Annotated in this window: 23 protein-coding genes; 13 read left to right on the top strand and 10 right to left on the bottom strand. The window is 60.7% G+C overall.

What is annotated here, in order from left to right; translation table 11 throughout:
* Positions 1-58: 58 nt before the first annotated feature.
* Both F8N62_RS06455 and F8N62_RS06450 read right to left on the bottom strand, forming a co-directional pair.
* Complete coding sequence (locus F8N62_RS06455) at positions 59-1,360, bottom strand: serine/threonine transporter (RefSeq protein WP_150710163.1); 1,302 nt, start codon at positions 1,358-1,360, stop codon at positions 59-61.
* 63 nt (positions 1,361-1,423) lie between these two features.
* Complete coding sequence (locus F8N62_RS06450; protein WP_150710162.1) at positions 1,424-2,800, bottom strand: L-serine ammonia-lyase; 1,377 nt, start codon at positions 2,798-2,800, stop codon at positions 1,424-1,426.
* 135 nt (positions 2,801-2,935) lie between these two features.
* Between F8N62_RS06450 and F8N62_RS06445 the strand changes: the two genes are divergently transcribed.
* From F8N62_RS06445 to F8N62_RS06410, 8 genes are all read left to right on the top strand, one after another.
* Entirely contained in the window at positions 2,936-3,883 is a 948-nt protein-coding gene (locus F8N62_RS06445) for a LysR substrate-binding domain-containing protein (protein ID WP_150710161.1), read from the top strand.
* Between the two features lie 213 nt (positions 3,884-4,096).
* Positions 4,097-4,504 carry an HPF/RaiA family ribosome-associated protein gene (locus F8N62_RS06440; protein ID WP_150710160.1) on the top strand — a complete coding sequence of 136 codons (408 nt, stop codon included), beginning with the start codon at positions 4,097-4,099 and terminating at the stop codon, positions 4,502-4,504.
* 359 nt (positions 4,505-4,863) lie between these two features.
* Positions 4,864-5,157 carry a DUF3649 domain-containing protein gene (locus F8N62_RS06435; protein ID WP_150710159.1) on the top strand — a complete coding sequence of 98 codons (294 nt, stop codon included), beginning with the start codon at positions 4,864-4,866 and terminating at the stop codon, positions 5,155-5,157.
* Positions 5,154-6,734, top strand: a complete 1,581-nt coding sequence (locus tag F8N62_RS06430; RefSeq protein ID WP_150710158.1) for a PepSY-associated TM helix domain-containing protein — start codon at positions 5,154-5,156, stop codon at positions 6,732-6,734. Before F8N62_RS06435 ends, F8N62_RS06430 begins: the two co-directional genes overlap by 4 nt.
* Complete coding sequence (locus F8N62_RS06425; RefSeq protein WP_150710157.1) at positions 6,735-7,061, top strand: DUF3325 domain-containing protein; 327 nt, start codon at positions 6,735-6,737, stop codon at positions 7,059-7,061.
* 4 nt (positions 7,062-7,065) lie between these two features.
* Positions 7,066-7,629 carry an RNA polymerase sigma factor gene (locus F8N62_RS06420; protein WP_150710156.1) on the top strand — a complete coding sequence of 188 codons (564 nt, stop codon included), beginning with the start codon at positions 7,066-7,068 and terminating at the stop codon, positions 7,627-7,629.
* A complete protein-coding gene (locus F8N62_RS06415; RefSeq protein WP_150710155.1) occupies positions 7,626-8,612 on the top strand; it encodes a FecR family protein in 987 nt (328 codons plus the stop codon). The genes F8N62_RS06420 and F8N62_RS06415 overlap by 4 nt, the downstream gene beginning before the upstream one ends.
* 193 nt (positions 8,613-8,805) lie before the next feature.
* On the top strand, positions 8,806-11,235 hold the full coding sequence (locus F8N62_RS06410; RefSeq protein ID WP_150710154.1) for a TonB-dependent siderophore receptor: 2,430 nt from the start codon (positions 8,806-8,808) through the stop codon (positions 11,233-11,235).
* 111 nt (positions 11,236-11,346) lie between these two features.
* On the opposite strand, the gene F8N62_RS06405 is transcribed toward F8N62_RS06410, so the two are convergent.
* Positions 11,347-12,222: a helix-turn-helix domain-containing protein gene (locus F8N62_RS06405; RefSeq protein ID WP_150710153.1), complete on the bottom strand. Its 876-nt coding sequence runs from the start codon at positions 12,220-12,222 to the stop codon at positions 11,347-11,349.
* Between the two features lie 136 nt (positions 12,223-12,358).
* On the opposite strand from F8N62_RS06405, the gene F8N62_RS06400 reads away from it, so the two are divergent.
* Complete coding sequence (locus F8N62_RS06400; protein WP_150710152.1) at positions 12,359-13,261, top strand: DMT family transporter; 903 nt, start codon at positions 12,359-12,361, stop codon at positions 13,259-13,261.
* 28 nt (positions 13,262-13,289) lie between these two features.
* Here the strand turns inward: F8N62_RS06400 and F8N62_RS06395 are convergent, their stop codons facing one another.
* The 3 genes from F8N62_RS06395 to F8N62_RS06385 form a co-directional block, all read right to left on the bottom strand.
* Entirely contained in the window at positions 13,290-13,799 is a 510-nt protein-coding gene (locus F8N62_RS06395) for a DUF2165 family protein (RefSeq protein WP_150710151.1), read from the bottom strand.
* A gap of 180 nt (positions 13,800-13,979) precedes the next feature.
* A complete protein-coding gene (locus F8N62_RS06390) occupies positions 13,980-14,954 on the bottom strand; it encodes a 2-hydroxyacid dehydrogenase (protein ID WP_150710150.1) in 975 nt (324 codons plus the stop codon).
* Positions 14,955-15,179: 225 nt separating this feature from the next.
* Positions 15,180-16,148, bottom strand: a complete 969-nt coding sequence (locus F8N62_RS06385; RefSeq protein WP_150710149.1) for a LysR family transcriptional regulator — start codon at positions 16,146-16,148, stop codon at positions 15,180-15,182.
* A gap of 267 nt (positions 16,149-16,415) precedes the next feature.
* Here F8N62_RS06385 and F8N62_RS06380 point away from each other — a divergent pair, with 267 nt between their 5' ends.
* From F8N62_RS06380 to F8N62_RS06365, 4 genes are all read left to right on the top strand, one after another.
* Positions 16,416-17,927 carry an efflux transporter outer membrane subunit gene (locus tag F8N62_RS06380; RefSeq protein ID WP_150710148.1) on the top strand — a complete coding sequence of 504 codons (1,512 nt, stop codon included), beginning with the start codon at positions 16,416-16,418 and terminating at the stop codon, positions 17,925-17,927.
* 229 nt (positions 17,928-18,156) lie between these two features.
* Positions 18,157-20,349: an FUSC family protein gene (locus F8N62_RS06375; protein ID WP_150710147.1), complete on the top strand. Its 2,193-nt coding sequence runs from the start codon at positions 18,157-18,159 to the stop codon at positions 20,347-20,349.
* Positions 20,339-20,539 (top strand): DUF1656 domain-containing protein, encoded by a 201-nt coding sequence (locus tag F8N62_RS06370; protein WP_008010624.1) that lies wholly within the window; start codon positions 20,339-20,341, stop codon positions 20,537-20,539. Before F8N62_RS06375 ends, F8N62_RS06370 begins: the two co-directional genes overlap by 11 nt.
* A 10-nt stretch (positions 20,540-20,549) precedes the next feature.
* Entirely contained in the window at positions 20,550-21,398 is an 849-nt protein-coding gene (locus F8N62_RS06365; RefSeq protein ID WP_150710146.1) for an HlyD family secretion protein, read from the top strand.
* 144 nt (positions 21,399-21,542) lie between these two features.
* Here F8N62_RS06365 and F8N62_RS06360 read toward each other — a convergent pair whose 3' ends face one another.
* From F8N62_RS06360 to F8N62_RS06345, 4 genes are all read right to left on the bottom strand, one after another.
* Positions 21,543-21,938 carry a DUF4440 domain-containing protein gene (locus F8N62_RS06360; RefSeq protein ID WP_150710145.1) on the bottom strand — a complete coding sequence of 132 codons (396 nt, stop codon included), beginning with the start codon at positions 21,936-21,938 and terminating at the stop codon, positions 21,543-21,545.
* 137 nt (positions 21,939-22,075) lie between these two features.
* On the bottom strand, positions 22,076-22,900 hold the full coding sequence (locus F8N62_RS06355; RefSeq protein WP_150710144.1) for an SDR family oxidoreductase: 825 nt from the start codon (positions 22,898-22,900) through the stop codon (positions 22,076-22,078).
* 33 nt (positions 22,901-22,933) lie between these two features.
* Positions 22,934-23,398, bottom strand: a complete 465-nt coding sequence (locus tag F8N62_RS06350) for a multidrug transporter (protein WP_150710143.1) — start codon at positions 23,396-23,398, stop codon at positions 22,934-22,936.
* 235 nt (positions 23,399-23,633) lie between these two features.
* Positions 23,634-25,085, bottom strand: a complete 1,452-nt coding sequence (locus tag F8N62_RS06345; RefSeq protein ID WP_150710142.1) for a mannose-1-phosphate guanylyltransferase/mannose-6-phosphate isomerase — start codon at positions 25,083-25,085, stop codon at positions 23,634-23,636.
* Positions 25,086-25,324 lie beyond the last annotated feature (239 nt).

The following is a 25,324-nucleotide window of genomic DNA, read 5'->3' as shown; positions in this document are numbered from 1 at the left end:
GCGGCGCTCTCTGGTTCATCGCGAGCGAGCTCGCTCCTGCAGGGGGCATCTGCCCGTTTCAGGGCATGAACGAGTAAATGATCGCTGACAGTGCAATCAGACCGATCAGCACCACGAACACGTTCGACGCCTGACCCGAATACTGGCGCAGGGCTGGCACGCGGCGGATGGCGTACATCGGCATCAGGAACAGCAGGCAGGCGATGATCGGTCCACCGAGGGTTTCAATCATGCCGAGAATGCTCGGATTGAACGTTGCCACGGCCCAGCAGCTGAGGATCATGAACAGCGCCGTCACGCGGTTCAGCCAGCTGGCGGACATCACCCGGCCACGGCCGCGCAGGCTTTTCACGATCAACCCCTGAAACCCTTCACTGGCACCAATGTAATGGCCGAGGAAGGATTTGGTGATGGCCACCAGCGCAATCAACGGCGCGGCGTAAGCGATCACCGGGGTCTGGAAGTGGTTGGCCAGATACGACAGGATCGAGATGTTCTGCGCCTTTGCCGCCGCTAAATCAGCGGGCGACAGGGCCAGCACGCAGCTGAAGCAGAAGAACATCACCGTCACCACCATCATCCCGTGGGCGATGGCGAGGATGCCGCTGCTCTTGCGCTCGGCCTGTTCGCCGTAACGCTGTTTCTGATCGACGGCGAACGCGGAGATGATCGGCGAATGGTTGAACGAGAACACCATCACCGGGATCGCCAGCCACAGGGTTTTGAAGAACAACGGCATCGGCATGCCTTCGCTGGCGGTGGCGAAAAACGCGCCGTTCCAGTTTGGAATCAGGCTCAGGCCGAGCAGCAGCAGGGCTGCGACGAACGGGTAAACCAGCACGCTCATGCATTTGACGATGACGCCCTGGCCGCAACGGACGATCGCCATCAACCCGAGGATCAGCCCCAGCGACAGAATCGCCCGAGGCGGCGGGGCGATGTGCAACTGATGTTCCATGAAACTGCTCAGGGTGTTGGTCAGCGCCACGCTGTACACCAGCAGAATCGGGAAGATGGCGAAGAAGTACAGCAAGGTGATCAGCTTGCCGGCACCGACGCCGAAGTGTTCTTCCACCACTTCGGTGATGTCCCCGGAACGCCCCGACAGCACGAAGCGGGTCAGGCCCCGGTGCGCGAAAAACGTCATCGGGAACGCCAGCACCGCGAGGATCAACAGCGGCCAGAAACCGCCCACACCGGCATTGATCGGCAGAAACAGCGTGCCTGCGCCAATGGCCGTGCCATAGAGGCCAAGCATCCAGGTGGTGTCGTGTTTGCTCCAGCCCTTGTGGGCAATTTCTTTATTGCGTGTCAGGTCTACAGCGGGATTGTCGGCAGCGGGTGTACGTACATCGGTCATCGTTTTTGGCCTCGTTATTATTCTTGCTCGGGCTCACGGTTACGGGCGGTAAGGGAATGCTCCTCAGCACTCCACCCAGCTGACAGCCAAACCGCCCCGTGAAGTCTCTTTGTATTTGTCATGCATGTCGGCGCCGGTGTCGCGCATGGTGCGGATCACCCGGTCCAGGGAAATGAAGTGTTTACCGTCGCCGCGCAGGGCCATTTGTGTGGCGTTGATGGCCTTCACGGCGGCAATTGCATTGCGCTCGATACACGGCACTTGCACCAGCCCGCCAACCGGATCGCAGGTCAGGCCGAGGTTATGTTCCAGGCCGATTTCGGCGGCGTTTTCCAGTTGCTCGGGCGTGGCTCCGAGCACGTCGGCCAGACCGGCAGCCGCCATCGCGCAGGCCGAACCGACTTCGCCCTGGCAGCCGACTTCGGCGCCGGAGATCGAGGCGTTTTTCTTGCAGAGAATGCCGACCGCCGCCGCGCCCAAAAAGAACGCGACGACGTCATCGTCCGACGCGTCCGGGTTGAATTTCATGTAGTAGTGCAGGACGGCCGGGATGATCCCTGCCGCGCCGTTGGTGGGCGCTGTGACCATGCGCCCGCCCGCCGCGTTTTCTTCGTTGACGGCGAGGGCGAACAGGTTGACCCATTCCATCGCCGACAGGGTCGAGGTGATGACGTTCGGCTTACCGATTTCCAACAGGGCACGGTGCAATTTCGCTGCGCGACGTGGAACATTCAGACCGCCGGGCAGGATCCCTTCGTGGCGCATGCCCTGCTCGACACACTCGCGCATCACCGACCAGATGTGCAGCAAACCCTGACGGATTTCGGCTTCGCTGCGCCAGGCCCGTTCGTTGGCCATCATCAACTCGGACACACGCAGGCCATGCTGGTTGCAGAGCTTGAGCAGTTCGGCGGCGCTGGAGAAATCGTAGGGCAGCACCACGTCACTGGTCGGCGCGATGCCTGACTCGGCTTCGGCCGCTTCGATGATGAAACCACCGCCAACCGAGTAGTACGTTTGCTCCGCCAGCTCTCCGGTTTCACCGAAGGCTGTCAGAGACATCGCATTGGGGTGGTAGGGCAGGCTCTCATCCAGCAGCAGGAGATCGCGTTGCCAGTTGAAACCGATAGTGGTTTTTCCGGCGAGGTGCAGTTCGCCGGTCTCGAGCAAGGTGTTGATGCGGCTGTCGATGCTCGTCGGATCGATCGTGTCCGGCCATTCGCCCATCAAGCCCATGACACAGGCGCGGTCGGTGGCGTGGCCGACGCCGGTGGCGGAAAGAGAGCCGTAAAGACGGATCTCTACCCGACGCACGGCGTCCAGCAAATTCTGCTGCATCAGTGCCTGGGCAAAGGTCGCGGCGGCGCGCATCGGGCCGACGGTGTGGGAGCTGGACGGGCCGATGCCAACTTTGAAAAGATCGAAAACACTGATAGCCATGCTAAAGCCTATACAAGCAATGGGAGAGAAATCGCTGCCATTTTTGTAGGACAAGCGCAATGTCGGCGATACTGCCTACCTCGGTCCTACGTGACCAACGAAACTTCCTAAGACAGCCTTTAGCAGGACTAAACAATGAGTCGCCAATTGCACGCCCAGACTTATGTCTGGCTGCACGTGTTCTCCTGTGCCGCGCGGCACCTGTCGTTTACCCGTTGTGCCGAAGAGCTGCACATCACGCCGGGTGCAGTCAGTCAGCAAATTCGCCAACTCGAAGAGCGCCTGGGTTTTCGACTGTTCCACCGGCGTGCCCGGGGTGTGGAATTGAGCGCAGAAGGCCAGCGCCTGGCCATTACGGTCAACGAGGCTTACGGCAGCATTGACGCAGAATTGCGACGACTGGACGCGGGCATGATCAGCGGAATCCTGCGCCTGCGCTCTATTCCGTCGTTCCTGAGCAAATGGCTGACCCCGCGTCTGCCGCGTTTGCAGCAGCGCTTTCCGGACATTCAATTGCGCTTGGTGGCGGAAGACAGCAGCGTGGCGTTGCACGAGGGTGACTTCGACCTGGCCATCGACCTGAATGACGGCAGCTACCCTGGCCTTTTATCCACCACCTTGCTCGATGAGCAGATTTTCCCGGTGTGTGCGCCGAGCCTGTTGCGCGGGCGGCCGCCACTGCACGGACCGGCCGACCTGTCGCATTTTCCCTTGCTGCACGACATCACCGCCTGGCGCGGCAGCTATGAATACGCGGAATGGGAGTTCTATCTCAACGCCATCGGTTTTGAAGGCGCCGACGTGCGGCGCGGGCATACGTTCAATCGCAACCACCTGACCATAGAGGCGGCGATTGCCGGCATGGGCGTGGCGATTGCGCGGCGAACGCTATTGAACGATGAACTCGAGCGGGGCACGTTGATTGTGCCGTTCGGGCTGGCGGTGCCGAATCACAAACGTTACGTGCTGCTGTATGCGCCGGGTGCGCTGAGCCATCCGGGTGTGCGTGCGGTGCATGACTGGCTGGTAGAAGAGGCGGGAATTTTCCGCAGCCTGCATCCGCTGGCGCAGCGGCAGATGTGAGCAATTATGACAAACAAGCGAGGCGACCCAACTCCCGACCTTAACAGCGCTTTTGCTCCTTGTCCGGCTTTTTTTGCCTACGAAAATTTATCTTTTTCCAGGGGTTGAAATGTTCGGCGCGCAGACCGATTGTGTAAGTAAGAGGTCACGGTGATGACGCCCAAGGGCCAGCCGAAGGGCCTCTCGCGAGCTAGCTGAAATAAGGGATGAACTATGCAAATCCAAGTCAACAGTGATAACCATATTCAAAGCAGCATCCGACTGGAGGAGTGGGTACGTACTACCATTGAGAGCACGCTCGAACGTTATGAAGAGGACCTGACACGCGTCGAGGTTCACCTGCGGGACGAGAATGGCGACAAGCCCGGTCCCCACGATTTGCGCTGCCAGCTGGAAGCGCGGCCAAAAGGCCATCAACCGATTTCTGTCACCCATAAAGCCGACACCCTGGAGCAAGCGATCGACGGTGCGGCGGAAAAACTCGAACATGCGCTGGAGCATCTGTTCGGTAAGCTGCGGGGCAAACCACGTGCCGCCGTGGTGCCGTTCGAACGAGTAGCAGCCGACGCGCTGCTGGAAGACGAGTTTCTCGAGAACGAACAGGCTGCACAAAACGGCTGACGTCTGAATCAATATTTACCTTTCCACCACTGAAACGGGCCTGCTTATGCAGGCCCGTTCTTGTTTCAAGGATGGGTAAAAATGAATTCCTGTGGCGAGGGGATTTATCCCCGTTCGGATGCGAAGCAGTCGTATCATCCACGCGGTGTATCTGATGTTTTATGGTTGCAGTCTCGGGGCCGCTTCGCAGCCCAACGGGGATAAATCCCCTCGCCACAATGAAATCCTGCCCCCGAGAGATCCTCAGTCATCCAATGGCGCTTATCGATCTCTTTGCGTATGAGAATATTTATCATTAATATTGCGACCTTGTTGGCGCCGTGACTTTCACGCTGCCTTACCCGTTTCAAGGTCGAACCATGAAAGCACTCCCCCATTCCTATCGATTGGCCGTCACCTCCCGGGTGCTGGCGGCGGTGCTTGGCGGCTATATTCTCGCGGCGCTGGCCAGCGTCAGCCTGAGTCTGTGGGTGCCGATGGCCCGTGCCGATGCCGTGGTCACCGGGATGATGACCTCGTTTCTGGCCTACCTCGGCGCAGTGATCTGGTGCTTTGCCTGCCGTAGCGCGTGGCGGGCCTGGCTCGGGTTAATGGTGCCTGGCCTGGTGCTGGCGGCGGTGTCGGGGCTGGCGGTTTGGGCGGCTCGCTTATGAAAGAGGGCTTTCGGCAGGCGATGGCCTGGCTGCACACCTGGGCCGGGCTGATCTTCGGCTGGTTGCTGTTCGCGATTTTCCTGACCGGCACGCTCGCCTATTTCAAGGATGAGATCAGTCACTGGATGCAGCCGGAAATTCCTGCGCGTTCTGTAACCTCCGAGGCCAGCCTGGCCCAGGCGCAAAACTACCTTCAGCAACACGCCGCCGGCGCGTCGCGCTGGCTCATCGACTTGCCGGATGCCCGCGAACCCGGCTTGTCGGTTCGCTGGCAGCAAACCCCGGCCACGCGCGGCCAGCGTGGCCAGTTCACGGAAAAACTGCTCGACCCGCAAACTGGCGCCGAAGTGCAGGGCCGGGAAACCATGGGTGGCGAATTCTTCTACCGCTTCCATTTTCAGTTGCAGATGCCGCACCCGTGGGGCCGCTGGCTGTCGACCATCGCCGCCATGGTGATGTTTGTTGCGCTGATCAGCGGAATCATCACCCACAAGAAAATCTTCAAGGACTTCTTCACTTTCCGTCCGCGCAAGGGCCAGCGTTCCTGGCTCGACGGGCATAACGCGGTGGGCGTGCTGGTGCTGCCGTTTCACCTGATGATCACCTACAGCAGCCTGGTGATTTTCATGTCGATGGTGATGCCGGCGAGCATTCTCGCTTCGTACAACGGCAATGTCCGGGCGTTTTACGATGAGGTATTTCCGGCTTCCACTGCGCCTGAACTGGCGGGTAAAGCGGCGCACTTGGCGCCGCTCGCACCCTTGCTGGAAAAGGCTCGCGAACAGTGGTCGGGCGGGCGGGTCGGGCGCCTCACGGTGAACAACCCGGGTGATGCGAATGCTTCGGTGGTGCTGGTGCGCGACGGCGCCGATCGTGTGGTCCATGACTTCGGCAGCGCCGTGACTTTCAATGGCGTGACCGGCCAGTTGCTCGGCACGACCCCGGAGCAATCGCTGCCGAGGGCGATTGCCGGCAGTTTCTACGGCTTGCACATGGGCCATTTCGCTGGCCCGGTGTTGCGTTGGTTGTATTTTATTTGCGGGTTGGCCGGCACGGCGATGATCGGCACCGGTCTGGTGATCTGGCTGGGCAAGCGCCAGCTCAAACACGTCAAAAGCGCGGTGATGCCGTTCGAGTTGCGGCTGGTGCAAGTGCTGAACATTGCCAGCATGTCCGGGCTGATGGTCGCGGTGGCGGCGTTTTTCTGGGCCAATCGATTGTTGCCGATGGGCATCGCCGGGCGCGCGGATTGGGAGGTGAACTGCTTCTTTATCGTTTGGGGGCTGAGTGCGCTGCACGCCATGCTCCGCCGTGGCCGGGCGGCATGGGTTGAACAGTTGCTGCTGGCGGCGTTGCTGTTTGCCGCGGTGCCGCTGTTGAACGCGTTGACCACGCCGTATCACTTGGGCGTGACGCTGGCGCAGGGCGATTGGGCGATGGCCGGCTTCGACATGACATGCCTGGGCAGCGGGGTGTTTTTCGCCTGGGCCGCATGGAAGATGCAACGTGCGGGACAGGCTGAAATCATGGGTCGCCGACCTGTGCAACCGATCAACCTTGAGCAAGGGGCTAACTGAATGTTGCTGGCCTTGTTGCTCTGTTACGCAGGTTTCACCGCGCTGTGCTTATCGATGGAGCGGCATCACGCCGAGCTGTTGCGCCGCAAGCCAACGGCGCATCATCGCCAACTCCTGAAGCTCGCTGGCGGGTTGCTGCTGGTATTGTCACTGTGGGCGGCGGTGTCTGCGACCGGTTGGGGACTCGGGTTGGTCGAGTGGTTTGCGGTGTTGATGCTCAGTGCGTTGCTGCTGGTGTTGTTGATGCCCTATCGCCCGCGCCTGGCCTTGTCACTGGCGGCTGTGAGCCTGCTCATCAGCCCCGTCGCCGCGTTTGCGCTGTACTGAACCGATGATCGCCCGCCCTCCGGACTCCCGGGACGACGAACCTCGCGGCGCCCGCGCGCATTTCCTCCAGGTGTTCTTGTCCCAGCGCTCGCAAATGGAAGCGCTGGTCAACCGTCGCGTGGGATGTCGGGCGACGGCGGCGGACCTGGTGCAGGATTTGTTTCTACGCTTCTGGCGCCGACCGCTGGTGCAGGTCGAAGAGCTCAGCACCTACCTGTTGCGCTGCGCCGGCAACATCGCCATTGATCATCTGCGCAGCGAAGGCACGCGGGTGCGGGTCAACGAAGGTTGGCAACCGGATCAACCGGACAGTCACGGCAGCGAACCGCAAGCTGCGCTGGAGGCCGGCAACGATTTGCGTCACGTCGAAGCGGCGTTGCGCGCATTGCCCGAGCGCACGCGGCAGATCTTTCTGCTCAATCGCATCCATGGGCGCAAGTACGCCGAGATCGCCAAGGCGATGGGGTTGTCCCAAAGCGCTGTGGAAAAACATATGATGCGCGCCCTCGAGGCCTGCAAGGCCAGCCTGCGGGACCCCGAACCGCGCACGCCAGGGAAAGCACCGTGAAGCCCATCGAACCTGTCACACCGACGCCCGCCCAGGAACAGGACGCGTTCGCCTGGCTGAGCCTGTTGCACGATCAGCCGAGCAGCGGCGACCAGGCCACGTTCAGCCAGTGGCTGCAAGCCGACCCCGCGCATGCCGAGGCGTATGCCCAGGCGCAAGTGGTGTGGGAGTTGAGTGAAGCACCGGCGCGCACGCTGGCCAGCGAAGACGCGTTGGCCTTGCAGGGTTATTTGAATGCCATGAATCTCTCGCGCCGCGGCAGCGTTCGGCGTTGGTCCGGTGCGCTGGCGATGGCGGCGTGTCTGGTGTTGATGATCAGCCTGGGATCAGGCTGGCAGCCGTTGCGCTGGGTCGATGACCTGGGTGCTGATTATGTGTCGGCGCCGGGGGAAATCCGCACCGTCACGCTGGCCGATCAAACTCAAGTCACCCTGGACGCCGACAGCGCCATCGCCGTGGATTTCAGGGGCGGCGAGCGGCACGTTGAACTGCGGCGCGGCGCCGGTTTTTTCAGCGTGACGCACACGGGCGAAACGTTTGTGGTCGACGCCGAAAAGGGTCAGACGCGCGTGCTGGGTACGCAGTTTGAAGTGCGTCTGCAACCTCGCGGGGCGCAGGTTACGGTGTTGTCCGGTCGAGTCGGCGTGACGGCAGGCAAGCACGCCGAACAGCAGATTCTGAGTGCCGGCCAGCAAGTGGCGTACGCCGAAGGAGCTGCGGAAAAACTGCACGCCGTGGACAGTGAGGCGCAGCTGGCGTGGCGTCAGGGCTGGCTCAATTACTACAAAGCGACCCTGGCCGATGTGGTGCAGGATTTGCGGCGCTATTACCCGGGACGGATTGTGCTGCTCGATGATGAACTGGCGGCGCGGCGGGTCAGTGGCAGTTTTCCGGGCAAGGATCCGCAGGCGGTGTTGAATTCGTTGCAGGGGGTGATGGGGTTTGAGCAGCACACCGTGGGGCGGCTGATTATTTTGCGTTGAGGCAAGATCAAAAGATCGCAGCCTTCGGCAGCTCCTACATGCGTTCCCCCCGTAGGAGCTGCCGAAGGCTGCGATCCTTTGATCTTTTCAACTATTTTCAAAATTCTGGTGAGGTAAACCCGACCCCCATCCGTGTAGTGACTGAAACTGCGAGTCATTCGCATCCGTAGCGGTTCTACACAGGTCATGAGCAATGAAGTCCAGGGCAAAATCGGGTTCGGTCAAACAGTGGTTGGGTGCCTCGGCGCTGAGTATGTCGGCGATGACGTTGCAGCCGTTTTGCGTGGCATCGGCCGCTGGAGCAGGCACGGCGCAGCAGCCTGCGCCGTTCAGCTTCAACATCGCCGCCAAACCGCTGCCCCAGGCCTTGAGCGACTTCAGCCGGATCACCGGCCTCAGCGTGGTCTACACCGATGAAGCGCCCTACGGCATTCAGGCGCCAGCGCTCAACGGGCAGATGAGCGCCGAACAGGCGATCCAGCGTCTGCTCGGCGGCTCCGGTTTCACCTTTCGCCGTACCGATGCGCGCACCCTGGCGCTGGAGCCGCTGCCCACCGAAGGCACCTTGAACCTGGACGCCACCACCATCACTTCGGTGATGGATCAAACCCTGAGTTATCAGCCACCGCCCACCAGTTCGGTGATGCGCTCATCGGCGTTGCTCCAGGAAATCCCGCAGACCGTCAACGTCATTGCGGCCCAGGTCATTCGCGACCAGGCGCCGCGCAATCTCGACGATGCGCTGGCCAACGTCAGCGGCATTACCCAGGGCAACACGCTGGGCAGCACCCAGGATTCGGTGATGACCCGCGGCTTCGGGGACAACCGCAACGGCTCGATCATGCGCGACGGCATGCCGGTGATACAGGGCCGGGGCCTCAACGCCACGGTGGAGCGGGTCGAAGTGCTCAAGGGGCCGGCCTCTTTGCTCTACGGCATCCAGGACCCGGGCGGCGTGGTCAACATGGTCAGCAAGAAACCCGAACTGGCGCAATACAACGCCTTGACCCTGCGCGGCTCGACTTACGGTGACGGCAAAAACGGCAGCGGTGGCGGCCTCGACAGCACTGGCGCCCTCGGTGATTCCGGGCTGGCCTATCGCATGGTGCTGGACCACGAAGACGAAGACTACTGGCGTAATTTCGGCACGCACCGCGAGACGCTGGTGGCGCCGTCGCTGGCCTGGTTCGGCGAAAGCACGACGCTGTTGTTCGCTTACGAACACCGTGAATTCCTGACCCCGTTTGACCGCGGCACGCTGATCGATCCGCGTGACAACCATCCGCTGGACATCTCCCGCGAGCGTCGCCTCGACGAGCCGTTCAACAACATGGAGGGGCGCTCGGACCTGTATCACTTCGAGGCTGACCACGAACTCAACGACAACTGGAAAGCCCACTTCGGCTACAGCTGGAACCGTGAAACCTACGACGCCAGCCAGGTGCGCGTGACGGCCATCGACACGTCGAAGGGCACCCTGACCCGCAGCATGGACGGCACGCAAAACGCGATCAGCACCGACCGTTTCACCACGGCCAGCCTCGAAGGCAAGGTCAATGTGCTGGGCCTGCAGCATGACTTGGTGTTTGGCGTCGATGATGAGTACCGCAAGATCTACCGGGCAGACCTGTTCCGCCAGAAAAGCCTGACCACCTTCAGCTATCTCAACCCGGTCTACGGTCGCGAAGTCGCTGGCACCACGGTCAGCCCGGCCGACAGTGCGCAGACCGATATCCTGCGCAGTGATTCGCTGTTTCTGCAGGACTCGATCCACCTCACCGACCAGTGGATTCTGGTGGCCGGCGCACGTTTCCAGGAGTACGACCAGTACGCCGGCAAAGGCGTGCCGTTCAAGGCCAATACCGACAGCAATGGCCAGAAGTGGGTACCGCGTGCCGGCCTGGTCTACAAGTACACCGACGCGCTGTCGTTCTACGGCAGCTACACCGAATCGTTCAAGCCCAACTCGACCATTGCGCCGCTCAGCGGCAGCAGCACCGTGCTCGACGGCAGCATTGCGCCGGAAGAAGCCAAATCCTGGGAAGTCGGGGCCAAGCTGGATATTCCAGGGCGAGTAACCGGCAACGTCGCGCTGTTCGATATCAAGAAGCGCAACGTGCTGGTGGCCAACTCCGAAGGACCGGTGACGCTCTACAGCGCTGCCGGCGAAGTACGTTCCCGGGGCCTGGAACTGGATGTGAGCGGTCAGCTCAGTGATCGCTGGAGCCTGATCGGCAGCTATGCCTACACCGATGCCGAAGTGACCGAGGACCCGACTTATAAAGGTAAAAAACTGCAGAACGTGGCGAAGAACAGCGGCTCGCTGTCGGCGGTCTACGACTTTGGCACTGTCGTCGGTGGCGATCAGCTGCGGGTTGGCGCGGGGGCGCGGTATGTGGGTGAGCGGGCGGGGAACGCGGTGAATGATTTCGACCTGCCGAGCTATACCGTGGCCGATGCGTTTGCCACCTACGACACCAGGGTTGAAGGGCAAAAGGTCAAGTTTCAGCTCAACGTGAAGAACCTGTTTGATCGAACGTACTACACGTCGGCGGCGAGCCGGTTCTTTGTGTCGATGGGGGATTCGCGGCAGATCTCATTGTCCAGCACCCTGGAGTTCTGACATCGTTCATCGCTGGCAAGCCAGCTCCCACAGGGTTTGTGTCGTTAGCGGAATATGCAATCGACACAAAAACCTGTGGGAGCTGGCTTGCCAGCGATGGCGTCCTCCGAGTCAGCGCAAAAACGCCTGCCGATACTCCCCGGGCGTTCCACCCAAAGCCTGCCGAAACCTGTTGGTAAAATGACTCGCACTGGCAAATCCGCACGCCAGCGCAATCTCCCCCAACGGCTGCGACGTCGACCGCAACAACTCCCGCGCCCGGCTCAGTCGCCGCGCCAATACATACTGATGCGGCGGCAAGCCGAAACTCTCTCTGAACATCCGCGCAAAGTGATACTCCGACAGCGCGCACAACCCCGCCAATTGCCCGAGACTAATGGGCTCGGCCAACTGACTGTCGATGAATTCCACTAACTGCCGTCGCTGATGCGCTGCCAATCCACCCTTGAGTCGCAAGCCTTCGCGCATCCCGACCTGGCTGAGTAACGCATGGCTGAGCATTTCATGAGCCAGGCTGCTGGTGAGCACGCGTTCGCCGGGCTCTTCCCAATTGAGGGTGAGCATCTGGCGAAAGCGCCGGGCTTGCTGTGGGTCGTCGAGAAAAGTCGCTTCGCGCAATTGCAGTTCCCGCGGCTCGCGGTCCAGCAAGGTGACGCAGCCGAGGGCGAACTGTTCAGGGCTGAAATAAAGATGGGCGAGGCGGATATCGCCGTTGATCACCCAGCCTGACTGATGGTCGGCGGGCAGGACGCACAGCTTGTCCGGGCCGCCCTTGGTGCCGGGCTGGTCGCGGCGAAAGGTGCCGGTGCCGCCGGCGATGTAGCACGACAGCGTGTGATGGCTCGGCGCTTCATAGTCCTGGGCATCGTGATGATTGCTCCACAAGGCTGCAGCCATGCCGTCACCGAGCTCGGCGCTGTGCTCCAGGCGAGCATTGGGCGAGCGGTTGAGGGCTTGAAAGACTTGCAGTGATTCCAGTGCGGGCATGATCGTTTCTCCAACGCCTTGCATCCTACTCCGTAGACATTGACCTGCCAGCCTCTGCGCCGACAAAAGCGCAAGTTTATGCAAGTGAAAAACAATTCGGCGCAGGACACTGAGCTCCTATTCAGGAGTCTTTGCCATGAACCTTTCCTTGTACTTGCTCACCGTGCTGATCTGGGGCACCACCTGGATTGCCTTGAAATGGCAATTGGGGGTGGTGGCGATTCCGGTATCGATTGTCTATCGCTTCGGCCTCGCTGCGCTGGTGCTGTTCGTGATGCTGTTGCTCAGCCGCAAGCTGCAAGTGATGAATCGGCGTGGGCATCTGATTTGCCTGGCCCAGGGCGTGTGCCTGTTTTGCATCAACTTCATGTGCTTCCTGACGGCCAGTCAGTGGATTCCCAGCGGCCTGGTCGCGGTGGTGTTTTCCACCGCCACCCTGTGGAACGCCTTGAATGCGCGGGTGTTCTTCGGCCAGAAAATTGCTCGCAACGTTTTGGCGGGCGGGGCGCTGGGCTTGCTAGGGTTAGGCCTGCTGTTCTGGCCTGAGCTGGCCGGCCATACCGCCAGCCCGCAAACCTTGCTCGGCCTGGGTCTGGCGCTACTCGGCACGCTGTGTTTTTCCGCCGGCAATATGCTGTCGAGCCTGCAACAGAAGGCCGGTCTCAGACCGCTGACGACCAACGCCTGGGGCATGGCCTACGGCGCGGCGATGCTGACGGTGTGGTGCCTGGTCAAAGGTATCCCGTTCGACATGGAATGGAATGCGCGTTACATCGGCTCGCTGCTGTATCTGGTCATTCCGGGCTCGGTGATCGGCTTCACCGCCTACCTGACGCTGGTCGGGCGTATGGGCCCCGAGCGCGCCGCCTATTGCACCGTGCTGTTTCCGGTGGTGGCGCTCAATGTGTCGGCATTTGCCGAGGGTTACCAATGGACCACGCCGGCGCTGGTCGGGCTGGTGCTGGTGATGCTGGGCAACGTGCTGGTATTTCGTAAACCCAAGGCGCCGACGGTACATGGCAACGGAAAGCTGGCTTGAAGGATTTTTCGGATCGGTGCGTGAGCAACTAGCGCTCGATCCGGATGACCACATAAATCAATAGCGGCATCATGAAGTCGACAATATGCCGAGCCCAATCCTTATAGTTCCATTGAGGCGATTCGTCCATGTTGAACCATTCGGTTCCAATAACCTGGAAGCCCACGTAATAAATAAAAATGGCAATCATCAATCCAATGACTGCAAATTTTTTTGACTCGTGAAATTGTTTTGCGGGAGTGTTTATATTTTTATAAAGATAGTAGGTGCCTATCAAGCAAAAAACAGTGAACAGCACTTCAAGCGTAATGATTAGCCAATAGACCCTGTGGTGAGCGATGGCTGAGGTGAGCGCACGATCTCGGTATCTTGAGCCTTCGCGGGTGGTGTCCATACTCAGGACGTGAGCGATGTATTCATAGTTTGTTGAGTAGTCAGTGAAGTTGCTGTACAGCATCAGTACTCCAAAAAAGCTCGTGAACAGCATGAGCGTTGCTTTGCTGAATCGGACAGTTTTATCGGTTGTAAGATGGCTCAATTTAAAGTTCTCCAAATCGGATTCCCGACAATGTCGGGTAAGTAAGGAGAGTTTATAAGTTGGTTTGTCTGTTGCGTGTTTGACTGAGTTGCAAAGTGTGTATCAGTAGTATTGGCGGGTCTAAGAAAATATCGAATGCCGGGAGGCGGGACAGACGTTTTGTACGCCTGCCCCTCTCAATCAGCCTTTCCAGACCTGCGGGTTTACCAGATCCTGCGGTCGCTCGCCCAGTAAGGCACTGCGCAGGTTGGCCAGGGCGCGGTTGGCCATCGCTTCACGGGTTTCGTGGGTCGCCGAGCCGATGTGCGGCAAGGTCACTGCGTTTTTCAGTTGGAACAGCGGCGATTCGGCCAACGGTTCTTTCTCGTAGACATCCAGTCCGGCGCCACGGATCTGGTTGTTTTGCAGGGCTTCAATCAGCGCCGGCTCGTCCACAACCGGGCCGCGGGAGATGTTGACCAGAATCGCGCCCGGCTTCATCAGCGCCAGTTCGCGACGGCTGATCAGGTGTTTGGTCTTTTCGCTGAGCGGCACGACCAGGCAGACGAAATCGGCCTCGGCCAGCAACTCGTCGAGGCTGCGCAACTGCGCGCCGAGCTCTTGCTCCAGCCCGGTCTTGCGGCTGTTGCCACTGTAGATAATCGGCATGTTGAACCCGAGCCGACCCCGACGGGCGATGGCCGCGCCGATGTTACCCATGCCGACGATGCCCAGCGTCTTGCCGTAGACATCGGTGCCGAACAGCGGCGCGCCAACGGTGGCTTGCCATTGGCCGGCCTTGGTCCAGGCGTCCAGCTCGGCGACGCGCCGGGCGCTGCTCATGAGCAAGGAAAATGCCAGGTCGGCGGTGCTTTCGGTGAGGACATCCGGGGTGTTGGTCAGCATGATCCCGCGTTCGTTGAAGTAGCCGACGTCGTAGTTGTCGTAGCCGACTGAAACGCTGGACACCACTTGCAGATTGCTGGCGTTCTCCAGTTGCGCCCGTCCGAGTTTGCGCCCAACGCCGATCAAGCCATGGGCGTGGGGCAGGGCTTCGTTGAACTGGGCGTTGATGTCGCCGTTTTTCGGGTTCGGCACGATGACGTCGAAATCCTGCTTGAGGCGTTCGATCATCTCGGGCGTGATGCGGCTGAAGGCGAGGACGGTCTTTTTCATCGGAGTAGGGCTCGTCGGGCGTGGAGAATGCCAAGCACGCTAACATTCTTCCCGGGTTTTGTGCGAGTGCCCGGGCAAACGCTAAACCTGTGGGAGCGAGCTTGCTCGCGATAGCGGATTAACATTCAACATTGATGTCGGATGACACACCGCTATCGCGAGCAAGCTCGCTCCCACAGGGATCAACGGTGTGGCAGGTACGCCGGCACGTCGATGCTCTTCGCGTCAGTTTGCCAAGCGTGCCCCACCCAGGCTGCCGCTCAGTTCATACGCCGCCAGTTCCGCCTGATGCGCCGCCAGAATCTCCGGCAACGATCCGCGCAGGTACTCGACCCAGGTTTTGATCTTCGCATCCAGGTACTGGCGAGACGGGTAGATCGCGTACAGGTTCAACTCCTGCGACCGATAATTGGGCATCACCCGCACCAGCGAGCCGTTGCGCAACCCTTCAATCGCCGCGTACACCGGCAACACGCCGACACCCATGCCGCTGGTGATTGCAGTCTTCATTGCGTCCGCCGAGTTCACCAGGAACGGCGAGCTGTGGATGGTCACCATTTCCTGACCTTCCGGCCCGTCGAAGGTCCATTTCTCCAGCGGAATCACCGGGCTCACCAGGCGCAGGCACGCGTGGTTGAGCAAATCGCTCGGTTTCTGCGCGCAACCGTTGGCTTTCACATAGGCCGGCGAGGCGCAAACGATGCTGTAGGTGATGCCCAGACGCTGAGACACAAAACCCGAGTCCGGCAGTTCGCTGGCCAGCACGATGGAGACGTCATAACCCTCGTCGAGCAAATCCGGCACGCGATTGGCCATGGTCAGGTCGAAGGTCACGTCGGGGTGCGTCTTGCGATAGCGGGCGATGGCGTCGATCACAAAATGCTGACCGATGCCGGTCATGGTGTGCACTTTGAGCTGCCCGGCGGGGCGGGCGTGGGCATCGCTGGCTTCGGCTTCGGCTTCTTCCACGTAAGCCAGGATCTGCTCGCAACGCAACAGATAGCGCTTGCCGGCCTCGGTCAGGGCGATGCGCCGCGTGGTGCGGTTGAGCAGGCGGGTTTGCAGGTGGGCTTCCAGATTGGAGACCGCGCGCGAGACGTTGGCCGTGGTGGTGTCGAGTTGCACGGCGGCGGCGGTGAAGCTGCCGGCCTCGGCCACGTAGCTGAAGGCGCGCATGTTTTGCAAAGTGTCCATGGGGTGCTCTCGGGTGCGATGTCAAATTGTGACACGAAGTTTCAAGGTCTGAGACCCCGACTTACGGATTATCGCGCTAACGGTAACAAAGATTCACAGGATTCCCGACTTATCGCGCTTCCGGACGCCCCCTAGAATTGCGCCGATCCCGGTAGGAGCTGCCGCAGGCTGCGATCTTTTGATTTTGGTTTAACAGCAAAGATCAAAAGATCGCAGCCTGCGGCAGCTCCTACGCGGGGCCTCTTCCCCTTTCAGGAAATCGCCGCAGTGCCGCGTCGCATCAACAGAGCGCTTCAGACGCTCAGTGTTTTGGCTTTAACCCTGGCAATCAGCGGCTGCATCGGAACCGCAGGTATTTCCCCGCAGGGCAAGGCCCTGGAGGCCGATTCCCTGGCCACCGACGCCGCCATCCAGAGCGCCGCGCAGGACGCTCACTGGCCCGCCGCCCAATGGTGGCAAGCTTATGGCGACCCGCAACTGAACCACTGGATCGACCTCGCGCTGCAAGGCAGCCCGAGCATGGCCATGGCGGCCGCGCGTGTGCGCCAGGCCAAAGCCCTGGCCGGCCTCGCCGAATCCGCCGAGTCGCTGCAGATCAACGGCGAATCCACCCTCAAGCGCCACAACTGGCCCACCGATCAGTTCTACGGGCCAGGCGAACTGGCGAACACGACGACATGGGATAACAACGCCGCGCTGGGTTTCAGCTACGCCCTCGACCTCTGGGGCCGCGAAAGCAACGCCACCGAGCGCGCCGTGGACATGGCGCACATGAGTGCCGCCGAAGCGCGCCTGGCCCAGCTCGAATTGCAGAACAACTTCGTGCGCGCCTACATCGAACTCTCGCTGCATTACGCGCAGCGGGACATCGTCGCCGCGACCCTGGCACAGCAACAGCAAATTCTCGACCTCGCCCAGAAACGTTTGAACGGCGGTATCGGCACCCATTTTGAAGTCAGCCAGGCCGAAACACCGCTGCCGGAAACCCACCGCCAGCTCGATGCGCTCGACGAAAAAATCGCCCTGAGCCGCAATCAGCTCGCGGCTCTCGCAGGCAAAGGCCCGGGCGACGGCGCGCAGTTGCAGCGGCCGACACTGGCATTGGGCACAGCGCTGAAACTGCCGTCGTCGTTGCCCGCGCAATTGCTCGGGCAGCGTCCCGACGTGGTCGCCAGTCGCTGGCAAGTGGCGGCGCAAGCGCGGGGCATCGATGTCGCTCACGCCGGTTTTTACCCCAACGTCGATCTGGTCGGCAGCCTCGGTTACATGGCCACCGGCGGCGGGGCGCTGGAGTTTCTGACCGGCAAGAAGCTCAACTACAGCGTAGGCCCGGCGATCTCGCTGCCGATCTTCGATGGCGGTCGTTTGCGTGCCGAGCTGGGTGAAGCCTCTGCCGGGTACGACATGGCGGTGGCCAGGTACAACCAGACGCTGGTCACTGCGCTGAAAAATATCTCCGATCAGTTGATCCGCCGCGCGTCCATGGACAAGCAACAGACCTTCGCCGCCGAGTCGGTCGCCACGGCGCAGAAGACGTATGACATCGCGATGATCGCCTGGCAGCGCGGCCTCACCGAATACCTCAACGTGCTCAACGCCCAGACCTTGCTGTTCAAGCAGCAGCAGATTCAGCAGCAGGTTCAGGCGGCGCGGCTAAGTGCGCACGCCGAACTGGTGACGGCGCTCGGCGGCGGCCTGGGTGCGGGCGACGATGTGCCGGAAGACGGCAAGACCGCCGCACCGAAAACCCCGGCTCTCCTGAAGAGCCTCTCGAATTGAACACAAAACCTGTGGCCATTGGGTTGAATGTGGCGAGGGGATTTATCCCCGCTGGGTCGCGAAGCGGCCCCATAACCTGCAACCACAGTGCATCAGGCGCATCGTATGAAAGGATTCAACGGCTGCTGCGCAACCGAACGGGGATAAATCCCCTCACCACAAACAATTTGTCTCGATGAATGTGCATTGCCCTCTCTCTCCAAAATCTCAGATCACTGAGCAGGATTCCATGACTCCCTTGCCCGCACCTTTGCGCTGGCTGTATTCCCTGGAATGGCGCCGGGGGTTCTTCGACTGGGCGCGCAGTGACGGCGTGACCTGGGTGTACATTTTCAAAGTGCTGTTCGCCGCCTTCCTGACCTTGTGGCTGGCGATGCGCCTGGAATTGCCGCAACCGCGCACGGCGATGATCACCGTGTTCATCGTCATGCAACCGCAAAGCGGTCAGGTGTTCGCCAAGAGCTTCTATCGTTTTCTCGGCACCTTGGCCGGCTCGGCGGTGATGGTCGCGCTGATTGCCCTGTTCGCTCAAAACACCGAGCTGTTCCTCGGCTCGCTGGCGATCTGGGTCGGCATTTGTTCGGCGGGGGCGGCGCGTTACCGCAACTTCCGGGCGTACGGTTTTGTGCTGGCCGGTTACACCGCGGCGATGGTCGGCTTGCCGGCCCTGGCGCATCCGGACGGCGCCTTCATGGCCGCAGTCTGGCGTGTGCTGGAAATCTCCCTCGGGATTGTCTGCGCCACCGTGGTCAGCGCCGCGATCCTGCCGCAAACCGCCAGCGCGGCGATGCGCAACGCTTTGTATCAGCGCTTCGGCGTGTTTGCCCTGTTCGTCACCGACGGCTTGCGCGGTCGCAGCCAACGCGAGGCGTTCGAAGCGAGCAACGTGCGCTTTATCGCCGAGGCCGTCGGGCTCGAAGGGCTGCGCAGCGTCACCGTGTTCGAAGACCCGCACATGCGCCGGCGCAACGGTCGGCTGAGTCGTCTGAACAGCGAGTTCATGGGCATCACCACGCGGTTCAACGCCTTGCACCAATTGCTTGAGCGCTTGCGCAGCAGCGGCGCCGATCACGTGGTGGCGGCGATCAAACCGGGTTTGCAGGACCTCGCCGAAGTGCTCGACGGTTTCAGCGGTCGCGCGTTGACCAGCCCCGACGCGGCACGTTTGGTGACGGCGCTCAGCGTCTACAAGGAAGGGCTGCCGACACGGGTTCGCAGCTTGCGGGCAACCTTCCAGGAGAATGACCCGAGTGACGCCGAGCAGCTCGATTTCCACACCGCTTACGAACTGCTTTATCGCTTCGTCGACGACCTGCACAGTTATGCACAGACCCATGCTTCGCTGGCCGATCACAGCCATGCGCGCGAGCAATGGGACGAGCCGTTCACGCCGCAAACCAACTGGATGGCCTCGGCTGCATCGGGGATTCGCGCGGCGTTCATTCTGGTGGTGTTGGGCAGCTATTGGGTCGCCACCGCCTGGCCGAGCGGGGCGACCATGACCCTGATTGCCGCTGCGACCGTGGGCCTCTCAGCCGCGACGCCGAATCCAAAACGCATGGCCTTCCAGATGGCCTGCGGCACATTCCTCGGGGCGTTGATCGGTTTCGTCGAGATGTTTTTCATCTTCCCGTGGATCGATGGTTTCCCGTTGCTGTGCGTGATGCTCGCGCCCGTAATTGTGCTCGGCTCGTTCCTGAGCTCGCGCCCGCAATACGCCGGTGTTGGCCTCGGTCTGCTGATCTTTTTCAGCACCGGTTCAGTGCCGGACAACCTCACCGTCTACAACCCCTACACCTTCATCAACGACTACATTGCCATGGTGCTCGGCATGTTGGTCTGCGCCGCCGCAGGCGCGATCATTCTGCCGCCTAACAGTCGCTGGTTATGGCGTCGGCTCGAGCAGGATCTGCGCGGGCAAGTGGTGTATGCGATCAGCGGCAAACTCAAGGGGCTGGCCTCGCGTTTTGAAAGTCGCACGCGGGATCTGCTGCACCAGGCTTATGGCCTTGCAGCGGGTCAGCCGCAGGTGCAACGGGACCTGCTGCGCTGGATGTTCGTGGTGCTGGAAGTCGGCCACGCGATCATTGAATTGCGCAAGGAGCAGGCGATTCTGCCGGTGCATCCGGCCTACGCCGAATCGCAGCCGTGGCGCCAGGCCATCCGCGTGATGGGCCGCTCGCTGATGCGGCTGTTTCTGCAACCGAGCCAGAGCAATCTGGAGCGCGGGCTGATCGCGGTCGATCACGCGATCAGCCGTGTGCAAGCCACTGACGAACCCTTCGCCCCGCACTTCGATACCTCGGCATTGCGCCGAGTGAAGAGCTATCTGCACTTCATCCGCACCTCATTGCTCGACCCGCAATCGCCACTCGCGGCCTATGCAACAACCACGTCCCAGAGACTTGAACATGCCACGTGAAATCGCCTTCCACGGCGTGTACATGCCGACCATGACGCTGATGTTTTTCATTGCTGCGGCACTGGCCTGGGCGCTGGACCGATGCCTGTCCGGGTTCGACCTGTACCGCTTTTTCTGGCACCCGGCGCTGCTGCGCCTGAGTCTGTTTACCTGTCTGTTCGGCGCGCTGGCGCTGACTGTCTACCGTTGAGAACACCACGATGAAAAAGCTCTTCAGCCTGCTCGCGACTTTGCTGGTGCTGGCTCTTGCGATATGGATCGGTCGGACCCTGTGGGTGCATTACATGGACACGCCGTGGACTCGCGACGGCCGGGTGCGCGCCGACATCATCAACGTCGCCGCCGACGTCACCGGTGAAGTGGTGGACGTGCCGGTGCGCGACAACCAGTTGGTGAAAAAGGGCGATCTGCTGATGCGCATCGACCCCGAGCATTACCGCATTGCGGTCAAACAGGCGCAGTCGCTGGTGGCTTCGCGCAAGGCAACCTGGGCGATGCGCAAGGTCAACGCCCATCGCCGCGCCGACCTGGATGCACTGGTGATCTCCAAAGAAAACCGCGACGACGCGAGCAACATCGCCGACTCGGCCCTCGCCGATTACCAGCACGCCCAGGCGCAACTGGAAGCAGCCGAACTCAACCTCAAACGCACCGAAGTGCGAGCGGCGGTGGACGGTTACGTGACCAACCTCAACGTGCATCGCGGTGATTACGCACGCATCGGCGAAGCGAAAATGGCCGTGGTCGATATGAACTCGTTTTGGGTTTACGGCTTTTTTGAGGAAACCAAACTGCCGCATGTGCGGGTTGGCGATCAGGCCGACATGCAATTGATGAGTGGGGAAGTGCTGAAGGGACACGTCGAGAGTATTTCTCGCGGGATTTACGACCGGGATAACCCTGAAAGTCGCGAGCTGATTGCGGATGTGAACCCGACCTTCAACTGGGTACGCCTGGCCCAGCGGGTGCCGGTGCGGATTCACATTGATGAAGTGCCGGAAGGGGTGCTGTTGGCAGCGGGGATAACCTGCACCGTCGTCGTTAAATAAACCTCAGACCGAGTCGCCCTCATCGCGGGCAAGCCCGCTCCCACAGGGATTTTTGGTGTGAATGCTATCCAGGCCACCCAGAGAACCTTGTGGGAGCGGGCTTGCCCGCGATGAGGGCGACTCGGTCATTGGACCGGTAAAAAATCACTCCTTGCAAAACGTCTCATGCAGATGCCGCCAGAGAATCTTGCCATCCACCTTCTCAAACACCACGGTCGAGCGCCGATCCGAGTGCAATCCGGTCGCATCAGTCTGTTGTTCGCGATAACTGACGGTTGCACCCGCGTCATGCAAGGCGATGCCACGCAACTCGGACAGCTCGATCCGAAACCCCAGTTTCTTGCCGCCCGCCATTGTGAACAACTCGTTCAACGCGGCAAAATCCAGTACCCGACCCAGCGGCGAGACCATGGTAAATTGCGCCGAAAAGCGCGCCAGCAGTTGCTCGAGCTCGGACGCGTCCCGTTCCTCGGCCAGCCATTGTTCAATGGCGACGTGGGCCTGGATGACTTCGTCGAAGTATTTGGTGTAATCGGTCATGGTTGTTCCCTGGAAATTTTGTAGTGTCTGGACTGGCGCCTTCGCGTGCAAGCCCGCTCCCACAGGTTGAGCGTTGATTTCAAAAACGCGGAGATCCTGTGGGAGCGGGCTTGCCCGCGATGGGGGCCGCCGCGGTTTCAAAGCTGCCCGTTCAACCCAAATCGCTTCATCAACCCCGACTCCAGCAGTCCTTTAGGCAGCAACCCCGCCAACAGCGGCAACGCCCGGCTGCCATTGCCCAGACGAACCAGCCGCGGCGGTTTGTCCTGCTGCACAGCCTTGAGCAACCCGGCGGCGAATTCACTGGCCGGCGTCGGGTTGTCCTGAGACGCCTTGGCCCTTGCCCGAATGCCTTCGCGCAACGGAAACCACGGTGACTGTTCGCTGATCAATTGCTCCGCCTCTGCGCCGGCATTCCTGGCAAAACTGGAAGCGATAGCGCCGGGCTGCACTTCCATGACCCGCACGCCAAAAGGCGCCAGCTCCATGCGCAACGCATCGCTCAATGCATGCACCGCGGCCTTCGACGCGCAATAGGCGCCCGCAAAAGGCGTGACCAACACACCCGAGACGCTGCCGATATTCACCACAATCCCTTTGGCCCGGCGCAGCAGCGGAAACAGTGCACGCGTCACGCCGACGATGGCGAACACGTTGGTTTCGAATTGACGCTGCATGGCCGGCACCCCCCCGTCCAGCAGCGGTCCCATCGCGCCATAACCGGCGTTGTTGATCAGTACATCGAGGCTGCCATGCCGCTGGTTGATTTGCGCGCTCAGCTGTTCAAGTGCCACGCCGTCGTTGACGTCCAGTTGCACGGCGGTGAAACCGGCGGCGGCTAACACAGCCACATCCTCAGCCTTGCGCGCGCTGGCCCAGACTTCGTAGCCGGCACTTTTAAAGGCATCGGCCAAGGCGCGGCCAATGCCGCTGGAACAACCGGTAATCAACGCAACAGGCATGGCGCGGTCCTTGTGCAAAAAAGAGAAGGGGGATCAGTCGGAGAAACTACCCTGCAAACGCTCGGCGCGAAACTCCAGGGTTTGCGGACGGTAACCGGGACGCAGCGGCGGTATCGGCAAGCAATCTTCCCAATTCGCCCCGGCCTGCAATTCACCGGGCCCACGATAGCGCGGTGCGGCGTATTGATTGTCGGCCAGATTGACTGTATCGCCCGGCGCGTAAGCAGCGACACGCCAGCGCAATTCGGTCAGTGGCACATCGTTGCCGTTGTTCATGGTCAGCTTCAAGGGGCGATCCGCCGGGCAGTGCTCCGGCGCATAGGCGATACGCAATTCAAGACGTGCCAGTTGCTTGACCTCGCGGTTGTCCATCCAGATCACCCACGTCGCTACCAGGCCCAGGCCAATGGCGGCCGCGACAGAGACGGGCAGGGCCTTGGCCGGGTGTCGAAGCAACAGGATCAACCAGGTGATGACCAGCAGAACGCCGATGAACATGACCTACAACCTCGGGGAGGGGAGAAGGTCATCCTACCTAAGCGTGGGTGAGGTTGGCGATGGGAAGAGCAAAGTCAAAAGATCGCAGCCTTCGGCAGCTCCTGCCGGTGTAAACAAAACCCTGTAGGAGCTGCCGAAGGCTGCGATCTTTTGATCTCAAAAAAAGCCCCCGCCCAACCCGCTGCGGATAGGGAACGCAGCGGGCTGGACGGGGGCTTCTTGTTCTAAGGAACGCTTACTGCGCGATGGTTTTCACCGACACGCCACGCTCGATCGGCGTCGACCGACCATAGATATCTTCAAACCGCTCGATATCGTCCTCACCCAGATAACTGCCCGATTGCACTTCAATGATCTCAAGTGGAATCTTGCCCGGGTTACGCAAGCGGTGAACCGAAGCAATCGGAATGTAAGTCGACTGGTTCTCACACAGCAGGAACACGTTGTCGTCGCAGGTCACTTCGGCGGTGCCGCTGACCACGATCCAGTGTTCGGCGCGGTGGTGGTGCATTTGCAGGGACAGGCACGCGCCCGGTTTGACCGAGATGTGCTTGACCTGGAAGCGGCCGCCCATGTCCACCGAGTCGTAGGAGCCCCACGGACGATAGACTTCGCAGTGGTTCTGGGTTTCGCTGCGGCCCTGTTCGTTGAGGGTGTTGACCATCTGTTTGACGCCTTGGACCGAGTCCTTGTGGGCGATCATCATGGCGTCCTTGGTTTCGACCACCACGATGTTTTCCAGGCCGATCACCGACACCAGTTTGCCGTTGCCGTGGATCATGCAGTTTTTACTGTCCTGAATGACCACGTCGCCTTTGGTGACGTTACCGTTGGCGTCTTTGTCGTTCACTTCCCACAGCGACGCCCAGCAACCGACATCGCTCCAGCCGGCGGTCAGCGGTACGACGCAGGCGCGCTGGGTTTTTTCCATCACCGAGTAGTCGATGGAATTGTCCGGGCAGCAGGCGAAAGTGGCTTCGTCGATCGTCACGGTGTCGGCGTCTTGCTCGCTGCGCTCAAGGGTCAGCAGGCAGGTGTCGTAGATGTCCGGATCGTGCTTTTTCAGCTCTTCAAGGAAGCGGCTGGCGCGGAACAGGAACATGCCGCTGTTCCAGAAGTAGCCGCCGGACTGGACGAACTCGGTGGCGCGTTTCACGTCCGGTTTCTCGACGAAGTGCGAGACGCGGCTGACGCCTTCCGGCAGCAGCGAGTCGTTGGTCGACTTGATGTAGCCGTAGCCGGTTTCCGGCTTGGTCGCCGGCACGCCGAACAGCACCATTTCGCCGTTTTCGGCAGCCACGGTGGCCAAGGCCAGGGCGCGTTGCAGGGCTTTCTGGTCTTCCAGCACGTGGTCGGCCGGCAGCACCAGCATCAACTCGTCGCGACCTTCATTGACCAGCATCATCGCGGTCAGGGCCACGGCCGGCGCCGTGTTGCGGCCGAACGGTTCCATCAGGATGCGCTGGGTTTCCAGTTTACGGTTAGCCAACTGCTCGTTGACGATGAAGCGGTGGTCTTTGTTGCAGACCACGATCGGGGTGTCCATGCCTTCGAACACCAGGCGTTCCAGGGTTTGCTGGAACAGCGTGTGTTCGCCGGTCAGGGCGAGGAATTGCTTGGGGAATTGCTTACGCGAAAGCGGCCAAAGACGTGAGCCACTACCACCTGACAAGATCACCGGAATCATGTTGTTACTCCTTGAAAATCGTATGGGTCAGAGCTACTGCGTTCTGTCGTTTCACTCTTGTTCTTGTTCCGTGTCCAAAGGCTGGTTATCTCTCCCGTAGGAGCTGCCGAAGGCTGCGATCTTTTGATCTTTGCGTTCTTGAAATCGATAAAGATCAAAAGATCGCAGCCTGCGGCAGCTCCTACAGGGACCGTGTGTTCACCATCACAGTCCTGTGGATTGAGCCTTCAGAAAAATTG

It is taken from the genome of Pseudomonas fluorescens, assembly GCF_902497785.1.
Classification (GTDB): Bacteria; Pseudomonadota; Gammaproteobacteria; order Pseudomonadales; family Pseudomonadaceae; genus Aquipseudomonas; species Aquipseudomonas fluorescens_BO.
This window is presented reverse-complemented; position numbering and strand designations above follow the sequence as displayed.

What these genes read in the sequence shown, in the direction of transcription:
- F8N62_RS06455 (WP_150710163.1), bottom strand. Translation starts at nt 1,360, where the DNA reads ATGACCGATGTACGTACACCCGCTGCCGACAATCCCGCTGTAGACCTG.
- F8N62_RS06450 (WP_150710162.1), bottom strand. Translation starts at nt 2,800, where the DNA reads ATGGCTATCAGTGTTTTCGATCTTTTCAAAGTTGGCATCGGCCCGTCC.
- F8N62_RS06445 (WP_150710161.1), top strand. Translation starts at nt 2,936, where the DNA reads ATGAGTCGCCAATTGCACGCCCAGACTTATGTCTGGCTGCACGTGTTC.
- F8N62_RS06440 (WP_150710160.1), top strand. Translation starts at nt 4,097, where the DNA reads ATGCAAATCCAAGTCAACAGTGATAACCATATTCAAAGCAGCATCCGA.
- F8N62_RS06435 (WP_150710159.1), top strand. Translation starts at nt 4,864, where the DNA reads ATGAAAGCACTCCCCCATTCCTATCGATTGGCCGTCACCTCCCGGGTG.
- F8N62_RS06430 (WP_150710158.1), top strand. Translation starts at nt 5,154, where the DNA reads ATGAAAGAGGGCTTTCGGCAGGCGATGGCCTGGCTGCACACCTGGGCC.
- F8N62_RS06425 (WP_150710157.1), top strand. Translation starts at nt 6,735, where the DNA reads ATGTTGCTGGCCTTGTTGCTCTGTTACGCAGGTTTCACCGCGCTGTGC.
- F8N62_RS06420 (WP_150710156.1), top strand. Translation starts at nt 7,066, where the DNA reads ATGATCGCCCGCCCTCCGGACTCCCGGGACGACGAACCTCGCGGCGCC.
- F8N62_RS06410 (WP_150710154.1), top strand. Translation starts at nt 8,806, where the DNA reads ATGAAGTCCAGGGCAAAATCGGGTTCGGTCAAACAGTGGTTGGGTGCC.
- F8N62_RS06405 (WP_150710153.1), bottom strand. Translation starts at nt 12,222, where the DNA reads ATGCCCGCACTGGAATCACTGCAAGTCTTTCAAGCCCTCAACCGCTCG.
- F8N62_RS06400 (WP_150710152.1), top strand. Translation starts at nt 12,359, where the DNA reads ATGAACCTTTCCTTGTACTTGCTCACCGTGCTGATCTGGGGCACCACC.
- F8N62_RS06390 (WP_150710150.1), bottom strand. Translation starts at nt 14,954, where the DNA reads ATGAAAAAGACCGTCCTCGCCTTCAGCCGCATCACGCCCGAGATGATC.
- F8N62_RS06385 (WP_150710149.1), bottom strand. Translation starts at nt 16,148, where the DNA reads ATGGACACTTTGCAAAACATGCGCGCCTTCAGCTACGTGGCCGAGGCC.
- F8N62_RS06375 (WP_150710147.1), top strand. Translation starts at nt 18,157, where the DNA reads ATGACTCCCTTGCCCGCACCTTTGCGCTGGCTGTATTCCCTGGAATGG.
- F8N62_RS06370 (WP_008010624.1), top strand. Translation starts at nt 20,339, where the DNA reads ATGCCACGTGAAATCGCCTTCCACGGCGTGTACATGCCGACCATGACG.
- F8N62_RS06365 (WP_150710146.1), top strand. Translation starts at nt 20,550, where the DNA reads ATGAAAAAGCTCTTCAGCCTGCTCGCGACTTTGCTGGTGCTGGCTCTT.
- F8N62_RS06360 (WP_150710145.1), bottom strand. Translation starts at nt 21,938, where the DNA reads ATGACCGATTACACCAAATACTTCGACGAAGTCATCCAGGCCCACGTC.
- F8N62_RS06355 (WP_150710144.1), bottom strand. Translation starts at nt 22,900, where the DNA reads ATGCCTGTTGCGTTGATTACCGGTTGTTCCAGCGGCATTGGCCGCGCC.
- F8N62_RS06350 (WP_150710143.1), bottom strand. Translation starts at nt 23,398, where the DNA reads ATGTTCATCGGCGTTCTGCTGGTCATCACCTGGTTGATCCTGTTGCTT.
- F8N62_RS06345 (WP_150710142.1), bottom strand. Translation starts at nt 25,085, where the DNA reads ATGATTCCGGTGATCTTGTCAGGTGGTAGTGGCTCACGTCTTTGGCCG.